Raw genomic sequence first — 16,106 nt, forward strand, 5'->3', positions numbered from 1 at the left:
AGTCGGCCATCCTCTGCCAGATCCAGACTGCGCACCTGCCCGCCAGGCGCCGCCTTGGCCAGGGCCTCGGCCACCGGATGCAACCAGGGCTGCTGCTTGCTCAAGGCCTCGAAGCTGAGCATCTGCCCGTCGGCGCCAGCCTGGGCCTCGGGGAAATACAGCACGTTGCCAGCCTGATCCAGGGCGAAGGCATAGCCGCCGGTGACCGAGCCCTGCTCCTTGAGGAAGCGCGCCAGGTCATCCAGGCGCAGGTCGATGGTGGCGACCCCGACGAAGGCGCCGTCCTGACGATAGGGCACGCTACAGGTGGTCATCGGCACCCGGGTCACCGGGTCCTGGTAGGCCTCGGACCACAGGCAACGCCCCGGCGCGCTGTTGCGCGCGCCGGTGTACCAGGCTTCATGGTGATAGCCGGCGCTGCCGGCAGCGTTGTAGTCATCGGAGAACGCCAGGGGCCCGGCGTCGCTGCGGGCCCAGAAGAAACTGCGGCGCTCGACCCCAGGGGTGAAGGCATTGGGTTCCGGCCAGATACCGCCCCCGGCAATCGCCTTGTCGCCTTCGTGGTCGATCACCTTGGGCAAGGTGGCCATGACCAGCGCCTGCTCCTTGGGCAGCCCTTCCAGCAGATGGGCCATGCTGGCGGTCACGCCCTCGATCCCCGCCAACTGCAAGGCCAGCTGGCGGACGATGGCGCTGCCGGTCTGTTCAATCAATGCCGAGCTCGCCGCCACCACTCTGGGCTGCCCCCGCAAGGTCATCACGGCAAAAACCGCCAACGCCGTGAACAGCAACAGCAGGACACTGCCGAGGGTCAAACGATGAGACAGACGAACCGGTAGCAAGGCCATGACGAACTCCATATCAATAGGCAATCAGAGCTTATCGACCAGGAGCACGGATCACTTGAGCAAAGAGTGACGCGGATCACACAATCCGCTGTTTTGGCAACGTCGGCAGCGGGTCTTTCACTCCTGCGTGCCGGTCATGTACCGGCCGAAGTTCTCGACGTAGTCGGTGAGGTTCTCTTCCAGCATCAGGCGGAATTCCTCGACGAAATAGTCCACCGCCTGTTGCCTGGCCGCCACCAGCTCCTCGACATTGCGGCAACCGCAAGCGCTGACCCAGGCGCTGAAGCGCGCGTTGGCATACATCAGCGAGGCGCTGGCCTTGCCGCGGCTGCTGTCGGCGATGTGGGAGTTGGTCAACTCGATGATGGCGTCGGCACGGTTGAAGAAATCCTGATCGGGTTCGTTGGCCACGGTGCGTTCCTCTGGCTGGCTAGGGAAAATAAAGCGCCGGAGTATAAGAGTTTTACGCCCGCATACCGATGACTTTCACCCACTGCCCTCCACTTCCTGACTACTGCCTGCCCCTTGCCGGCGAACAGAGCCCTGGGCTATGCGGCGTTCTTGCCGGCGCCTTCGCTGGCAAGCCAGCTCCTACGATCATCCGCCGCACCGCACACACCTGTAGGAGCCAGCTTGCTGGCGAAGAGGCCCTTGAGCCCTGCATCGTTCTCAGGAACGCCTTCGTTGGCCAGCCAGCGCCTACGATGAGGATGCGCAGGGCCAGTGGCGGGCCAGGATCGCGGCGATGGGCGGCTCGTGGTCGATGCGTTGCAGCAGGGCGAAAAAATCGGGATGGCTGCCGCGCAGATGTTCACGGGCGCCGGACCAGCGGGACACCACCGCCGCCTGGATATCCAGGGCGCCCGGCGCCGCGCCACCGAGGAAGGGGCGTGCAGCGAACTGCTGGGCAAACACCTCCCAACTGCGCAACAGGCGATCGGCCGTGGCACGGCGCACTCGCGCCTTGAGCAGCTCGTCGGCGCCACTGATCCAGCGCTCCGGGTAGTCGAGAATACCGATGGCCGAATAGCAGTTGGCGGCGATGTACACCAGGCCGCGAATCACCTGAGCCCGGGCCGATGCCTGGGCAGGCAGCAGCCCGGAGTCGGGAAACTCCAGGCCCAGGTGGATCAGGATCGCCGCGCTTTCGGTGAGGATGCTGCCATCCGGCAGTTGCAAGGTGGGAATCTGCAACAGTGGATTGAGCCGAGCCAGGGCCTCGCGCCCGGGGCTGTCCTCCCAGGGCGCGGCCTCGATGCTGCGATACGGCGCCCGGCAATATTCCAGGGCGATCTCGACGATGGCCGAACCGCTGCCCCGGCCTCCATACAAGTGATACATAGCGACAACCTCCTTGATGACCGGAGCACTCTACACAGGTCAAACCAGCGCGTGACACTCCACGCGCAGCCGTTGCTCGCTCAGCAAGCGCGACTCGATGCGCACCGGCAGGAAGGCTTCGATCACCCGGATGTTACTCTCCAGATGCTCGGTCATGCACGGCGTGGTGAAGCTGCCGCCACCGGCCAGGGCCATGGGCAGCAGCAGTTGATCGGCCAGGTGCTCGGCCACCGCCGCGCCGGAATCCAACCAGTCCCGGGCCTGATCGATGGCGATGTCGGCGACCTTTTCCGCCCGCAGGCTGTTCTGGCCGAAACCACTGAACAGCTCAGTCAGGTGCTCGAAGGCGAACTCCAGCAACAGCACATTGCCCGGGCCGTATTGTTCATCCAGCTGCACCGGGGTGAGGTGCTCGCGCGGCAGTTCCAGGCGATTGTGCACCCGACGCAACTCGCGCTCGGCCACATGCTCGGGCAGGCCCGCGCTCAGCGCCCAGGCCCGACTCCCCAGCAGTGCGCCACGCGCCTCAAGGTGCAGGGGCTGCAGCACCGACGGTTGAACAAAGGCCTCCAACTCACCACCGCCGGCCGGGACGAAGCCGTGGCGCAGCAATTGCAGTTCCACCCGCCCGCCCATGCGCCGCAACAACGGCAACCAGGCCTGCTGGAGGAAATCCACCGGCGGCGCCAGGGGGTTGTGGGTGCCGCCGCTGATGCTCACGCGGCTGGGCTGCGGCGCGTGCATCAAGGCCGGCAGCAGGGTCTGCAGCACCAGGGTGCAACTGCCCGCGGTGCCGATGGCGAAGCGATAGTCGCCACCACGGATCGGCCCCGGCTCGAAGGTCAGGGCCAGGGAGCCGAGTTCGACTCCAGTGGTCTTGGCGCCACACACCTGGGCCGCCGCCTGCACCGCCGTCAGGTGCTGGCGCAGCAGCCCCGGGCGGCTGCGCCGGGCACGAATATTATGGATACGCAGGGTCTTTCCGCTTAGCATCGACAGGCTCAAGGCGCTGCGCAGTACCTGGCCGCCGCCGATGGCGCCGTCCAGTTCGATTACATCCTGTTTCATCTCATTCCTCAGGCGTAGTGCCGGACGGTTTCCCGCAGGTAAGCGTCCAGCAACGCGTTGTCTTCATGGGTGCGCGCCAGCTTCGGCACCGGGCGCTCCAGCTCGGCGGCGATAAAGGCGTGCAGTGCCGGGCGTCGTGGCCCGTAGGCGGACTCCTCGGCGCTGCGTTTCAAGGCCAGCAGCTCGGCCACCTCGTCCAGCAGTGGTTGATGCTCGACCGTGGTCAGCAGATCGGCAAAGGTCATCGGCGGTCGGCCGCGACCCTGGTCGATCCAGCGCACCGCCAGCAACGGCCGCAGCACGTAGAAGTACTTCTTGAAACGCACGCTTTCGCCTTGCAGGTAACCGCGAAAGTTCTTCTTGGCCATCGACAGATAATGATTGCGCGCCGCCGGCGGGCTGTAGAACGCCTCTGCCAGCTCCCGCAGGCGCGCGGCGGCGGCCGGTTCGCTGCGATACACCAGGGGCGAGTCCAGCCATTCCAGCAGGGTCGGGTTGGACTTGCGCAACAGCCCGAGGGTCTTGCGCAGTTCCCAGCCGCTGATGTCCAGCTCGTCATCCAGGGGCCGCTCGATCACGTCGCGCCCGGCATCCACCTGGATGAACCATTCGGGCTTTTCCACATAGACGAAACGCACGTCGTAATCACTGTCGGTGGAGGCAAAGCCCCAGGCCCGACTGCCGGATTCGCAGGCGTACAGCACCCGCACATTGCGCTCGCGCTCGATCCGCGCCAGCTCGGCCAATACCCGTTCGCGCATGGCGCTGCTCAGGGGATGGTGCTCCAGGTGTTCCATGATCCTTTTTCCTTGTTCAATCGGTGGCGCTGGCGGCCAGCACACTCAGGGTCCGGCGCACGGGGTTCCACACCGTCAGGCACCAGACGCCCCACCACTCCAGGCCTTCGTCGAAATAGTCACTCCAGGGCAGCAGGTGCGGGCCCATGTCCGGCGCCAGAAAGTCCAGTTCCAGGTTGCCTACCCAGTTGATGACATGCGGCCCCTCGGCGGGGTCGAGCCCCAACACCTGCAACCAGTGGCCGAACGCCTGCCGGGCCTGCTCGATGCCGCCGGGGAACTGCGTCCCATACGGCGGGTCGTAAAACGCCTGGAACAAGGCCCACTCCTGCGGCTCCAAATTTTCGCAGACCAGCTGCCGGACCTGTTCTTGGCCGAGCGCCTCAGGCACCGCCCGCTCCTGCTCCCAGCGCATCGACGTCAGGCCGACGTCGGCATAGCGCGGGTCCTGGCGCAGTATTTCCCAGCGCTCGCGGCGCTCGGCCATGAGTTGCAGGTACAGGTGCTGCAAGCCCTGGCGATGCAGTGCTTGATCCACCTCAGCCTCGGCTTCGACCGCCAGCACCACAAAATCGAAGACGCAGTACACCTGCTTCAGTTGCTGGCGCAGCGCGCGGCAGTGTTCATCTTCCATCCGGGTCAACAGTGGCCGCGGTTGCATAAAGGCGCTCTCCATTTTTCAAAGCAGGCGCTTGGCAGAACCTGCGGGCAATTCACCGGCTGCCTCCATCGCCTGCACACGCTGCAACATGGCTTCGCGCAGCGGCTTGGGGGTGACCGGATCGAACATCCCGTAGCGGCTATCGCACCAGCGCGCCAGAGTCTGGCGCCAATAGGCGGCCTCGCTGCCGCCCTGCCCCAGGCGCCACAGCAGGTATTCCAGCTGGCGCCAGCCCGGCTTGAGGGCCAGCAGGGCCCAGCGCCGCGCCTTGGGCAGGTCATGCCAGTGCTGATCCAAACGTTGCTCCAGGGCCTCGTCGAACACCGCCCAGGGTTGCTCGTGCAACAGTCCCAGGGCGCAGTTGAAGACCTTGTCCGAGGCGTCGTCCAGGGCCGCCAGTTGCTCGGCCATGCCACGTTCGCTCAAGGTCTGCAGGGCCAGCAGGCGCACACTCGGCGCCGGCGAGGCCAGGGCCTGTCGCACCATGGCGTCGGCCATGGGTTCCTGCAGCTCCTTGACCAGCCCCAACAGCCCCAGCCAAGCGCGCTTGTTCCGTGGTGCCGGCTGTTGCAACCGTTGCAGCAACACCTCGCGCGGGTCCAGCCCGTGACGGGGCGCGGCCCAATGGGCCAGGCAACGCAAGGCCCCCGAAGGGTCCAGCAAGGCCTGACTCAGATACTCGCGAGGATCGGCCAGCAACGGCAGCAGCAAGCGCAGCGCCTTGACCCGCACACTGGCGCCGCAGCTGTGCATCACCTCTTCCAGCAGGGGCACGGCCTGTGCGGCCGGCAGCTCGGCGCAGGCATCCACCGCCATCTGCCGCACACTGACTTCGCTGTGGCGCAAAGCCCGGGCCAGCAGCGCCGTCCGATCCGGCGCCCCTTCGAGCAACAGCTCGAAGACAAAGCGCGCGGCCTTGCCACGGCAAGCGGCAAAAGCCGCTTCAACTTCTTCGCGTACCTGGGCCAGCTGCAGCACCGCACGCGCCCGTTCCAGGGTCGCGCCGTGGTCCGCGCGCTGTTTGCCGGCCAGGGCCAGCAGCGGCTTCAGACTCTGCAACAGCAGCTCGGCGCGCTCGGGTGCCAGATACCCCTCGATCGCCGCGGCAGCCTCCTGGCGTACCTGGGGCACCCAATCGTTGAGGCGCTCCAGCAAGGCCGCCAGGGCCTCGGCCGAAGGCTGTGCGGCCAGGCCGCGCACGGCGGCCTGACGAACGAAACCGTTGCCAAAGCGGCTCAGTTCCAGCCAGGCGCTGTGCCGGTCCAACTCCTCCATCACCTCCCGCACGCGGCGGGCTTCGTAGTCGCTCAGTTGGTACTGCCAGCCGGGCGGCGCCGCTATCAAGGCGTCCATGTCGTCCATTGTTCTACCCCTTAACGCACACCACCTGACGCAGGGTGTGCACCACTTCCACCAGCTCGCGCTGGGCGTGCATCACTTGGTCGATGTCCTTGTAGGCCATCGGGATTTCGTCGATCACCGCTTCGTCCTTACGGCACTCCACATGGGCGGTCGCGCGGATCTGGTCGGCCAGGGTGAAGGTGTTCTTGGCCTTGGTGCGGCTCATGGTACGCCCCGCGCCGTGGCTGCAGGAGCAGAACGCCTCCTCGTTACCCAGCCCGCGAACGATGAAGCTATTGGCCCCCATCGACCCCGGGATGATCCCCAGCTCGCCCTTCTTCGCCGACACCGCGCCCTTGCGGGTCACCAGCACCTCTTCACCGAAGTGGCGCTCCTTCTGCACGTAGTTGTGGTGACAGTTGACGGCCTCCAGCGCCACTTCGAAGGGCTTGCTGATCACCTGGCGGGTGGCCTGGATCACCAGTTGCATCATCAGCTCGCGGTTCTGCCGGGCGAAATCCTGGGCCCAGGCCACGGCTTCCACATAGTCGTCGAAGTGTTGGCTGCCTTCCTCGAAGTAGGCCAGGTCGCGGTCCGGCAGGTTGGCGATATGTTGGCGCATATCGGCCTGGGCCAGGTGAATGAACAGGTTGCCGATGGCGTTACCGACGCCGCGGGAACCGCTGTGGAGCATGAACCAGACCCGGTTGGCCTCATCCAGGCAGACCTCGATGAAGTGGTTACCGCCGCCGAGGGTTCCCAGGTGCTTGCGGTTGTTGCTGTTGGCCAGGGCCGGGTACTTATCGGTGATCGCCTTGAAGCGCGGATGCAACGCCGCCCACGCCTGGTCGGCCTGATTCGGTACGTCACCCCAGGCGCCCTTATCGCGACCGCTACGGGGCGAAGTACGACCGTGAGGCACCGCCGCCTCGATGGCGCTACGCAATCCGGCCAGGTTATCCGGCAGGTCCGAGGCGGTCAGCGAGGTACGGGCGGCGATCATTCCGCAACCGATATCCACCCCGACCGCCGCCGGGATGATCGCGCCCACCGTGGGGATCACGCTACCGATGGTCGATCCCTTACCCAGGTGCACGTCGGGCATCACCGCCAGGTGCTTGAAGATGAACGGCATCTTCGCGGTGTTCATCAATTGCTGGCGCGCTTCGTTTTCCACGGGCACGCCCTGGGTCCACATCTTGATCGGCTTGCCGTTGGCGACTTCCAGCAGTTGGTAGGTCTTGTGTTCCATGTCGTTGACTCTTTTTCCTGTGGCCGCTGATTCGGCCTTGTTCAATAGGGTGTGCAGGAGCCGGGGCGCAGCAGACGGTCTCAGGGGCCTCTTCGCCGGCAAGCCAGCTCCTACGGCGTTGCGGTGTTCGGTACAGACGGCGACCAGTGGAGGTGGAACATGCAGCGCGCTCTGCCTCTGAGCTAGCACCTTGCGGTGCGCGGGACTCGAACCCGCGACCACGCTGTCCTGTAGTTCCACCGGCATTCGCCGGGTCAATCGGTGCAGGCCTGGCCTGCGGGCAGCGACAAGGGAACGGGCACATTTGCTCTACCGACTGAGCTACAGCCTGGCGGCTGGCGGGGCTCGAACCCGCGACAAAATGTAGTACCCGTGGCATTCGCTGCCATCCCGCCGAGGCGGGGGGAAAAGATGCGACGACAAGGAGTCGATGAAACGGTGCACTCGCGTTCTGACCATTGAACCACGGCGCCGTTTTCCAGCACCGGCGGGAATCGAACCCGCATCTCGAACCTTGGATGTAGTTCCATCCGCATTCGTCGCAAAAACTGCAAAAAAGGTGGCACGACAAAAGGAGTGACTGATCGCCGGATTCGAACCGGCTTAACCAATATGTACAGCCACTGGCATTCGTGCCGTCACCGGCCCTGACAAGAGTTGCTGAGACGCCTTTGGATGTAGTCACAGCGGCATTCAGGGCCAATGAGCAAAAAATCTGTGGTGTGCGCCGGCTGGCCGGCGCACGGTTTATCTCATGTTCCAGCGATCAGAGCGGCATCGCCTCGATCGCCTTGACCCAGTGCTGCGCACCGTAGTTGCCCGCGGTGAACTGCTCGATCACATCGAACACCGCGTCACTGAAGCCGCCGACGTTGAGGATGTCCTCGCGGTCTGGCGCCTGGGTCGTGGCGCCGGGTTGCATATCGATGCACACCAGCTTCGCCTGCGGGTTGATGGCCCGGATCCGCTCCCACTGGCGCATGGTTTCCGTGGCGCCGTGGCGCCGCGCATCGATCCACGACTCGTTATCCGAGACCAGGATCAGGGTGTCCACGCGGCTCTTGGCGTTGGCCAGCTGTGCCAGGGGCGCCGAGCAGTTGGTCCCGCCTCCGCCGATGTTCGCCAGCTTCTGCGCATTGCTCATCACGCTGTCCCGCGGGTTGAGGTGAATGTTCACCACCCCCCGCTCGAACGGCATGACCCGCGCCGCCGGCTGCTTGCGCAACACCGCGGCCGCCACCAGTGCCGCCACATCGATGCAACGCACCGCGGTGGTGGCGCCCTGGCGATAGCCGGTGACCGGGCTGTGCATCGAGCCCGAGACATCCGGGCACACCACCACGTGGCCCGCCAGCGCCGGGACGTTGGCCAGGGACAGCTCCAGGGCATCCTGCAGCGCCTCGCGGACCAACTGCGGCACGTCCTCGCCAGCCATGCGGTAGGCCGCCAGCAACTGGTACGGATAGACCCGGGCCTTGGCCACCTCCCCCGCATCCGCCAACCGCGCCGCCACGTACTCGCTGCAACCCGGCACCTGGAACGCGCCGTGGCGGGCCAGGGTGTTGAGGTTCATGCGCAGCCCCTGCCAACCCATGTTGCGGGCCTGCGCCGCCCATTGTTCGGCGCTCAGCGTCTCGTTGCCGAGCAACTGGAACGGCACCTGCGGCACCAGGGTTGTCGCCCCGCTGCGAAACGCCAGCAGCTCGCGGGTCAGCTCAGGCAGCGCCTGCACATCCACCGGCTTGCCGATCACCCAGGCGAAGAAGGCTTCGCGCCAGGCTTCACTTGGCTTGGGGTGAACCATCTTCAGCACGTCCCCCAGGGACGGCTTGGTGCCGATCGAGGCCTGCAACAGCTGACGCTCACTGGCGCTGTTCAACCAGTTCTGCACCAGGCGCTTGGGCTGCGACCCCAGGGATTTGCGCCCGGTCACGCCGCTGCGCAGGATCTGCACGAAGTTGCGCAGCATCTTGCCGTTGTCCACCACCTGGGCGAACAGCTCCGGCACCAGGGCCGAGCGTTGTGCGGTCAGCGCCGCCAGCAGCAGCGCCGGCATGTCCTTCATATGGCCTTGCTGCCGAGCGTAACGGGCGGCCTGGGCGACGAAGCGGCTGTCCAGCTGGCTCACCAGTTGCAGCACCGCGTCCAGTTGACCTTCAGGCGAGGTGTAGAAGGTCGAGTTCAGGCAACCGGTGACCGCCAGCTGGGCCAGGCGATGCTTGGCGTTGTAGGCATAAGCCCCGGCCTTGGAAGCGTTCAGGGTGGTGCTCACTGGCGCTTTTGCCTGTTGGGTGTTGAACAGCTGGAAGTTGGCCATCTTGGCGTCTCGCTCTGTTGTCTCGTTCGTTGCCAGATACAGTGCAGCCGCTGTGCCAGGTTTTGTTTTTCCGGCAAATTATTTTTTAACTTATTGATTTATAACGTTTTTATTTTTATTCAATTTTTCACTGAGCATTCAACAAGACAAACGCCTCGATAATTTTATATCTTTGCTTATCGCTTTTTATCTTCAGGTATAAACATGTCGAGCAAGCCCACGGTCGCCATCGGTTTTGTCGGTTCCACCCTCGATCGCGTCGGCAAGGGCGCCAATCGCTGGAGCCATTGGCGGCCCACGGTCGGCCTGTGCCAGCAGCAGGATGTGCTGATCAACCGCCTGGAACTGATCCACGGCCTGGACGCCCGGGATATCAGCCTGGCCGAACGGGTGGCCAACGATGTGCGCCAGGTGTCGCCGGAAACCGAAGTGCGCCTGCACCCCATGGGCCTGAACAACCCCTGGGATTTCGAGGAGGTGTACGCCGCCCTGCACGACTTCACCAGCGCCTACCCGTTCGATACCGAGCGCGAGGACTACCTGGTGCACATCACCACCGGCACCCACGTGGCGCAGATCTGCTGGTTCCTGCTGACCGAGGCGCGCTACCTCCCGGCCCGACTGATCCAGACCTCGCCGGCCCGGCGCCGCGACCCCAGCGAACACGCCACCGGCACCCATGCCTTGATCGACCTCGACCTGTCGCGCTACGACCGCATCGCCTCGCGTTTTGCCCACAAGCGCCTGGAAGGCCTGGCCTTCCTCAAGTCCGGGATCGCCACTCGCAACCCGGCGTTCAACCGCTCCATCGAGCAGATCGAGCGGGTCGCTGTGCGCTCCAAGGCGCCGATGCTGCTGATCGGCCCCACCGGTGCCGGCAAGTCGTTCCTGGCCCGGCGCATCTATGAACTCAAGCGCGGCCGGCACCAGGTGCAGGGACGCTTTGTCGAGGTCAACTGCGCCACCCTGCGCGGCGACGGCGCGATGTCGGCGCTGTTCGGCCATATCAAGGGCGCCTTCACCGGCGCCCAGAACGCCCGCGAGGGCCTGCTGCGGGCGGCCCATAGCGGCATGCTGTTTCTTGATGAGATCGGCGAACTGGGACTGGACGAACAGGCGATGCTGCTCAAGGCCATCGAGGAAAAACGCTTCTTCCCCATGGGCGCGGACCAGGAAGTGGAGAGTGACTTCCTGATCATCGCCGGCACCCACCGCGACCTGCGCGGCCGGGTGGCCCAGGGCCTGTTCCGCGAAGACCTGTATGCGCGGATCAACCTCTGGACCTTCAACCTGCCGGGACTGGCGGGACGCCGCGAGGACATCGAGCCGAACATCGACTTCGAACTGGAGCGTCACGCCCGGGAGCAAGGGCAACTGGTGCGTTTCAACCTGGAGGCGCGGCGCCGCTACCTGGCCTTTGCCAGCTCCAGCGAAGCGGCGTGGCTGGGCAACTTCCGCGAGCTGTCGGCCTCCATCACCCGCATGGCCACCCTGGCCGACAGCGGACGCATCGACCAGGCCCAGGTCGAGGAGGAAATCCAGCGCCTGCGCCACGCCTGGGGCCTGGAAAACGCCGAGGATGAACTGCAGCAACTGTTGGGCGACGAGGTAGAGCTGGACCTGTTCGACCGTCTGCAGCTCAAGGCGGTGATTGCCGAATGCCGTCGCGCCGACAGCCTGTCGGACGCCGGGCGCAGGCTGTTCGGCGTGTCACGCCTGGGCAAGGCCAACCCCAACGACGCCGACCGCCTGCGCAAATACCTGGCGCGCTTCGGCCTGGATTGGAAGCAACTGTAGCCGCTGCCGCAGGCTGCGCACGGCCCGTAGGGACCCAGGGTGCTCAAGATCGATAGAGGTTTGGCTGGCGATTGCCAGGCAAGGTCCTGCGGACCTTCGCGCAGCTTCGCAGGCTCAGCAGCGGCTACAGGGCTGCGGTTGGGACGGCGAAGACGCCACTGGCCCGGGCCACTTCACGCTCGCCGACTCGCAGCACCACGGTGGCAAAGGCCATCTGCCGGCCGCGCTTGGCATGCTCCAGACGCACCTCGATCCATTCCCCGACCTGCACCGCACCCAGGTAGTCGAGGGTCATGCTGGCGGTGATCAGCGGCAACGGCGGCTCGCTGGAGAACGCCATGGCGTAGCCCATGCCGATGTCCGCCAGGGTGGCGATGATGCCGCCATGCACCGTACCCCGGCCGTTGGCGTGGCGGGTGTCGGCGCGCAGGCCGAGGCACAGTTCACGGCCACTGCCACGCCCATAGACCGGGCCGATCAGCTCCAGCAGCGGGCTGCTGCGGGGCAAGGGACTGAAGCCCTGGGGGATGTCCGATTGGCTCATGAGGCTCTCCTTGAACCGCTGGGTGACAGAGGGTTGCCCAGGACGACAGGTGTAGCCCTGATTGACCACGATGCCTATGAGCATCAGCCAGGCAAATTGGCGAAAATAAGTTGCGCCGCGATCGTGGTGATCCTGGGAACAGCAGTAAGATGCGCACCTGCGCCCTAGCCGCAGTTTCAGGTACTCAAGGAGCCCCCATGCAACATCAGGACGATCACCCTTCCATCCCCCGCCGACTGGCCTTTGCCCTGCTGGGCGCCCTGGCCCTCAGCGCCTGCTCCCCCAGTGATCACAACAGCTCCGCGGTGGCCCTCGGCGGCGCCCAGGGCAAGGCTGGCGCCCTGCTGGCCTACGAACACGAACTGACCCTGTCCCTGCCCGCCGAACAGATCGGCCCGCACCTGGAACAAACCCGCGAGTCCTGCGAAAAAGCCCAGTTCGGCCCCTGCAACATCCTGCTTCTGGAACAGAGCAAGTACCGCGCTCGGGTGGTGTTGCGAATCGCCCCGGACGGTGTCGAACCCATCGTCAAGCAGGCGTCCGAAGGGGCCGAACTGGGCGAGCGGGTCACCAGCGCCGAAGACCTGGCCGACGCCGTGGCCGATGTGCAACGCCAGCAACAGCGACTCAAGGCCCAGCAACAGCGCCTGGATGAACTGGCGGCGCGCAAGGACATCGGCGTCAGCGACCTGATCGCCCTGAGCAAGGAGCAGGCAGGCATCGAGAATGACCTGCAGGCCCTGGCCCAGACAGCTGCCGGACACCAGCGTCGCCTGGACACCAACCGCCTGACCCTGAACTTCCTGCCCAGTGACGGCGCAGAACGCGGTTCAAGCCTCAAGCGCGCCCTGCGCGACCTGCCGGACAACCTGGCCGAGGGCACTGCCGCAGCCCTGGAGAAAGGCAGCCAGGCCCTGCCCTTCGTGATCCTGGCCTTCCCGCTGGCACTGCTGTGGGTCTGGCTATGGCGCAAGTTCGTGCGTCGCCGCCCCTGAGTTTTGCAGCGCCCTTGCGGGCGCCTTCGCTGGCAAGCCAGCGCCTACGGCTGGGGTTGCAGCGCCAGTTGCAGGCGCTCCAGGCCAATGCCGAAGCCGGCACCTTCACGGTAGGCGCCGGCACCCACCACTTGCTGTTGCGCGCCCAACTGCGGGCAACGCACCTCGAAACCTTCGCCATTGAGGTAGTAGGTCAGGCCGCGCTTGACCCCGAGGTTGAGCTCGTACTCCAGGCCCAGGGCATCCAGAAAGCCAACGCACAGTTCCCGCGCGCGCTCCAGTGCCTGCAAGGGTTCGGGCCCCAGTATCTCCAGGCCCAACTGGGTGAATTCTCGATACCGCCCGGCTTGCGGGCGCTCGTAGCGATAGCAGCGGGCAACATAGAAGAACGCCGCCTGTTCGCGCCCCGCCAGCAGTTCGCGGGCGGTTTCCTGAAACAACGCAGTGGCTTCCGGAATCAGGCAGCAGGGCCGTCCGGCCTTGTCGTTGAAGGCCCACATCTGGCCGATGACTTCACTGCCGCCGGCCTTTTCGATAAAGGTGTCCTGGCCCCACAGCGCCGGGACTATGACTTCTTCAGCACCCGCTTCGATGAAGCCAGCTCCGGAAGCGTCCTTCCAGGGTGCGCAGGGCGGCAGCTTGCGGGCCGGTGATCATTCGAGTGCCACGGAGCATGGTCATGGGTGTTTCCTCTTGGTTTTTGACAGGCAATAAAAAAGGCGCCTTGCAGGGCGCCTTTGGTTTTTTTTCATCGACGGTCAGTGATCGCGTTCTCTCGATAACTGACGGCTCGACGCGCACAAGCGACCACGGCCCCTGAAATGAGGTCGATGGTGATGAAGGCGGGAGTCGAGGCGGAAAAAATTCATGGCGCATCCTGCCACGCGGCCCAAGTGCCTGACAAGCGGCTCAATCATCCGGCACTCGCCGGCGAAGAGGCCTGTGAGTCCTGCTGCGCTCTCAAGGGCGTCTTCGCTGGCAAGCCAGTTCCTACGGCAGGCAGGTACACCTCAGCGCCCAACCGTAGGAGCCGGCTTGCCGGCGAACAAGGCCGCAAGCCTTGCATCGCCCTGACGGACGCCTTCGCTGGCCAGCCAGCTCCTACAACGGGCAGGCCCTTGGGGTTACAGCGGCCGTTGCAGGCAGCGCTGGTAGCGCTCGTCCACGCGTTTGGCGAACCAGGCGGTGGTCAGTTGGCGGGTGATCTTCGGGCTCTTGAGTTCGATGCCCGGCAGTTGCTGGCGCGGCACGGGCCGGCCCGCCGCTCGATCGGCCAGGGCAAACACCTGGCGGTACAGCTCGGTCTGTGCAAAGGCCTGGCTGTCGCCCTTTTCCAGTTGGGCGCGGATCTGCGGGTTGCGCAGCCCCAGCTGTTTGCCCAGGCTGCGCACCGCCAGTTCGGTGCTGCCAGGCAGGAGCGAGTCGTAGCGGATCAGGTCGCCATCCAGCGCCAGCTTGATCCCACTGAAGCGGCTGACCGCAGCCTGGAAGGCAGCGTTGCGGCTGGCGTACCAGCCGGCGTTGAAGTCGGCAAAACGGTACAGGGGCTGCGGGTAGTCCACCGGATAGCCCAACAGGTGGGCTATGCCGAAGTACAGGCCGCCACGGCGACTGAAGACTTCATGGCGAATGGTGCCCTGCACCGGGTAGGGATAGCCCTGGGCATGCTGCTGGGCAAACTCGATGCTGACCTGCATCGGCCCGCCGGTATGCACCGGGTTGAAGCCGCCAAACAGGGTCTGGCCCAGGGGCACCATGCCGATGAAGTCATCGAAGATCGCGCTCAATTCCTTCTCGCTGCGGGCCTTGGCCAGACGCTGGCTGTAGGACTGGCCGTCCGGGCCGCGCACTTGCAGAGCGGCACTCACCAGCAGCGCCGGTACATGCACCTTGGCCGCGCGGCGGTCGATCTCTTCCCGGGCAATGCGCCCCAGGCCTGGCACTGTCGGGTCGACCTGGAACGTGGATTCCTGTTCGGTCACCGCCAGCACCGCGCACAGGTTGCTCTGGCTCGGCTCAAGGCCCTGGGCGCTGAAGGCCACCTGGATATCCCGGGCCCAGCCCGGGCGGTCGCTGACCTGGGCTGGCAGCAGGCGCAGGATCCGCGCCTGGGTCTGCTCCGGGGTCAGCGTCGGCGCCTGGGGACCGCGCGGGCTGGCGCAACCGGCCAGCAGCGACAGGCCCAGGAGGCAACTGAGAAGACGGTGGGAAATCATGGGACTCCGCGAGATGGCTGTGCGAGGACTGTGCAAGTAAAGCAGCGGCACGAGGCGTTCGACCAAGGAATGCCAGCGCTGTTCCCGCCACGCCCCTGTAGCCGCTGCCGCAGGCTGCGAACGGCCCGTAGGGACGCAGGGTTCTCAGGATCGATAGCGGTTTGGCTGGGGATTGCCAGGCAAGGTCCTGCGGACCTTCGCGCAGCTTCGCAGGCTCAGCAGCGGCTACAGACTAAAATCCTTCTATTGACGGTGTGGCTGGGTGTACTTTGATGACCCCGCCCTCAATGGAGTGACACCCGGATGCTGACCCTGGATTTTCTGCTCACCAGTCTGATCGTCGTGCTGATTCCCGGCAGCGGCGTGATCCTGACCATTTCCACCGCCCTGGTGGCCGGCAAGCGCGCCAGCCTGTTCACCGCCATCGGCTGCACCGCCGGGATCGTCCCCCACCTGCTGGCCTCGATCCTCGGCCTGTCGGCGATCCTGCACACCAGCGCCCTGGCCTTCCAGGGCCTGAAGTTCGCCGGGGTCGCCTACCTGCTGTACCTGGCCTATGCCACCTGGCGTGATCGCTCGGCCTTTGCGGTGGACAGCAACACGGTGAGCCACGGCGCCGGCGCGCTGATGCTCAAGGCCTGCCTGCTGAATATCCTCAACCCCAAGCTGACCATTTTCTTCCTGGCCTTCCTGCCCCAGTTCATCGCCCATGACGGCAGCGACCCGATCCCGCAGATGCTGCTCTTGAGCGGCGTGTTCATGGCCATGACCTTCTTCGTGTTCGTGCTCTACGGCCTGCTGGCCAATCTGTTCCGCACTGCGGTGATCGAGTCGCCCAAGGTGCAGAACTGGTTGCGCCGCAGCTTTGCCGCGAGCTTTGCGGGACTGGGCCTGAACCTGGCCTTCGCCCAGCGTTGACCCCGCGGCAG

The 16,106-nt window shown here is 65.3% G+C and carries 15 protein-coding genes and 1 pseudogene; 4 read left to right on the plus strand and 12 right to left on the minus strand.

The genetic code is table 11. The features are described 5' to 3' along the window. Window positions 1–2 precede the first annotated feature (2 nt). The 9 genes and pseudogenes from GGI48_RS31375 to GGI48_RS03350 form a co-directional block, all read right to left on the minus strand. Window positions 3–860: pseudogene (locus GGI48_RS31375) on the minus strand (cache domain-containing protein); the annotation flags it as partial. A 105-nt stretch (window positions 861–965) separates the two neighbouring features. Next, complete coding sequence (locus GGI48_RS03315) at window positions 966–1,259, minus strand: DUF3144 domain-containing protein (protein ID WP_016962980.1); 294 nt, start codon at window positions 1,257–1,259, stop codon at window positions 966–968. Window positions 1,260–1,547: 288 nt separating this feature from the next. Continuing rightward, a complete protein-coding gene (locus tag GGI48_RS03320) occupies window positions 1,548–2,189 on the minus strand; it encodes a glutathione S-transferase family protein (RefSeq protein WP_179596955.1) in 642 nt (213 codons plus the stop codon). A 39-nt stretch (window positions 2,190–2,228) separates the two neighbouring features. Continuing rightward, the gene (rtcA, locus tag GGI48_RS03325; RefSeq protein WP_179596956.1) at window positions 2,229–3,257 is read right to left on the minus strand and encodes an RNA 3'-terminal phosphate cyclase; all 1,029 of its coding nucleotides are present in this window, start codon (window positions 3,255–3,257) and stop codon (window positions 2,229–2,231) included. Window positions 3,258–3,265: 8 nt separating this feature from the next. Beyond that, window positions 3,266–4,054, minus strand: a complete 789-nt coding sequence (locus tag GGI48_RS03330; RefSeq protein WP_179596957.1) for a nucleotidyltransferase domain-containing protein — start codon at window positions 4,052–4,054, stop codon at window positions 3,266–3,268. Between the two features lie 16 nt (window positions 4,055–4,070). Further along, window positions 4,071–4,715: a hypothetical protein gene (locus tag GGI48_RS03335; RefSeq protein WP_260620613.1), complete on the minus strand. Its 645-nt coding sequence runs from the start codon at window positions 4,713–4,715 to the stop codon at window positions 4,071–4,073. 18 nt (window positions 4,716–4,733) lie between these two features. After that, window positions 4,734–6,077, minus strand: a complete 1,344-nt coding sequence (locus GGI48_RS03340; RefSeq protein WP_179596958.1) for a PBS lyase — start codon at window positions 6,075–6,077, stop codon at window positions 4,734–4,736. Between the two features lie 4 nt (window positions 6,078–6,081). Next, window positions 6,082–7,308 (minus strand): RtcB family protein, encoded by a 1,227-nt coding sequence (locus GGI48_RS03345; RefSeq protein WP_179596959.1) that lies wholly within the window; start codon window positions 7,306–7,308, stop codon window positions 6,082–6,084. 766 nt (window positions 7,309–8,074) lie between these two features. Then, window positions 8,075–9,625: a vWA domain-containing protein gene (locus GGI48_RS03350; RefSeq protein ID WP_179596960.1), complete on the minus strand. Its 1,551-nt coding sequence runs from the start codon at window positions 9,623–9,625 to the stop codon at window positions 8,075–8,077. A 204-nt stretch (window positions 9,626–9,829) separates the two neighbouring features. On the opposite strand from GGI48_RS03350, the gene rtcR reads away from it, so the two are divergent. Then, window positions 9,830–11,422 carry an RNA repair transcriptional activator RtcR gene (rtcR, locus tag GGI48_RS03355; RefSeq protein ID WP_179596961.1) on the plus strand — a complete coding sequence of 531 codons (1,593 nt, stop codon included), beginning with the start codon at window positions 9,830–9,832 and terminating at the stop codon, window positions 11,420–11,422. 124 nt (window positions 11,423–11,546) lie between these two features. Here the strand turns inward: rtcR and GGI48_RS03360 are convergent, their stop codons facing one another. Continuing rightward, entirely contained in the window at window positions 11,547–11,966 is a 420-nt protein-coding gene (locus GGI48_RS03360; protein ID WP_179596962.1) for a PaaI family thioesterase, read from the minus strand. A 197-nt stretch (window positions 11,967–12,163) separates the two neighbouring features. Here GGI48_RS03360 and GGI48_RS03365 point away from each other — a divergent pair, with 197 nt between their 5' ends. Next, window positions 12,164–12,961 carry a DUF4349 domain-containing protein gene (locus GGI48_RS03365; RefSeq protein WP_179596963.1) on the plus strand — a complete coding sequence of 266 codons (798 nt, stop codon included), beginning with the start codon at window positions 12,164–12,166 and terminating at the stop codon, window positions 12,959–12,961. Window positions 12,962–13,005: 44 nt separating this feature from the next. Here the strand turns inward: GGI48_RS03365 and GGI48_RS03370 are convergent, their stop codons facing one another. Then, window positions 13,006–13,599 (minus strand): ATP phosphoribosyltransferase regulatory subunit, encoded by a 594-nt coding sequence (locus GGI48_RS03370; protein WP_179601908.1) that lies wholly within the window; start codon window positions 13,597–13,599, stop codon window positions 13,006–13,008. 41 nt (window positions 13,600–13,640) lie between these two features. On the opposite strand from GGI48_RS03370, the gene GGI48_RS03375 reads away from it, so the two are divergent. Continuing rightward, complete coding sequence (locus tag GGI48_RS03375) at window positions 13,641–13,781, plus strand: hypothetical protein (RefSeq protein ID WP_161799165.1); 141 nt, start codon at window positions 13,641–13,643, stop codon at window positions 13,779–13,781. Between the two features lie 304 nt (window positions 13,782–14,085). Here GGI48_RS03375 and GGI48_RS03380 read toward each other — a convergent pair whose 3' ends face one another. After that, a complete protein-coding gene (locus GGI48_RS03380) occupies window positions 14,086–15,177 on the minus strand; it encodes a DUF1615 domain-containing protein (RefSeq protein WP_179596964.1) in 1,092 nt (363 codons plus the stop codon). 303 nt (window positions 15,178–15,480) lie between these two features. Here GGI48_RS03380 and GGI48_RS03385 point away from each other — a divergent pair, with 303 nt between their 5' ends. After that, window positions 15,481–16,095: a LysE family translocator gene (locus GGI48_RS03385; RefSeq protein ID WP_016962992.1), complete on the plus strand. Its 615-nt coding sequence runs from the start codon at window positions 15,481–15,483 to the stop codon at window positions 16,093–16,095. The last annotated feature ends 11 nt before the right edge of the window (window positions 16,096–16,106 follow it).

It is taken from the genome of Pseudomonas protegens, from assembly GCF_013407925.2.
GTDB classification, from domain to species: Bacteria; Pseudomonadota; Gammaproteobacteria; order Pseudomonadales; family Pseudomonadaceae; genus Aquipseudomonas; species Aquipseudomonas fluorescens_AP.

What these genes read in the sequence shown, in the direction of transcription:
- rtcA (WP_179596956.1), bottom strand. Translation starts at nt 3,257, where the DNA reads ATGAAACAGGATGTAATCGAACTGGACGGCGCCATCGGCGGCGGCCAG.
- GGI48_RS03330 (WP_179596957.1), bottom strand. Translation starts at nt 4,054, where the DNA reads ATGGAACACCTGGAGCACCATCCCCTGAGCAGCGCCATGCGCGAACGG.
- GGI48_RS03380 (WP_179596964.1), bottom strand. Translation starts at nt 15,177, where the DNA reads ATGATTTCCCACCGTCTTCTCAGTTGCCTCCTGGGCCTGTCGCTGCTG.
- GGI48_RS03385 (WP_016962992.1), top strand. Translation starts at nt 15,481, where the DNA reads ATGCTGACCCTGGATTTTCTGCTCACCAGTCTGATCGTCGTGCTGATT.
- GGI48_RS03340 (WP_179596958.1), bottom strand. Translation starts at nt 6,077, where the DNA reads ATGGACGACATGGACGCCTTGATAGCGGCGCCGCCCGGCTGGCAGTAC.
- GGI48_RS03350 (WP_179596960.1), bottom strand. Translation starts at nt 9,625, where the DNA reads ATGGCCAACTTCCAGCTGTTCAACACCCAACAGGCAAAAGCGCCAGTG.
- GGI48_RS03365 (WP_179596963.1), top strand. Translation starts at nt 12,164, where the DNA reads ATGCAACATCAGGACGATCACCCTTCCATCCCCCGCCGACTGGCCTTT.
- rtcR (WP_179596961.1), top strand. Translation starts at nt 9,830, where the DNA reads ATGTCGAGCAAGCCCACGGTCGCCATCGGTTTTGTCGGTTCCACCCTC.
- GGI48_RS03320 (WP_179596955.1), bottom strand. Translation starts at nt 2,189, where the DNA reads ATGTATCACTTGTATGGAGGCCGGGGCAGCGGTTCGGCCATCGTCGAG.
- GGI48_RS03335 (WP_260620613.1), bottom strand. Translation starts at nt 4,715, where the DNA reads ATGCAACCGCGGCCACTGTTGACCCGGATGGAAGATGAACACTGCCGC.
- GGI48_RS03360 (WP_179596962.1), bottom strand. Translation starts at nt 11,966, where the DNA reads ATGAGCCAATCGGACATCCCCCAGGGCTTCAGTCCCTTGCCCCGCAGC.
- GGI48_RS03375 (WP_161799165.1), top strand. Translation starts at nt 13,641, where the DNA reads ATGGGTGTTTCCTCTTGGTTTTTGACAGGCAATAAAAAAGGCGCCTTG.
- GGI48_RS03345 (WP_179596959.1), bottom strand. Translation starts at nt 7,308, where the DNA reads ATGGAACACAAGACCTACCAACTGCTGGAAGTCGCCAACGGCAAGCCG.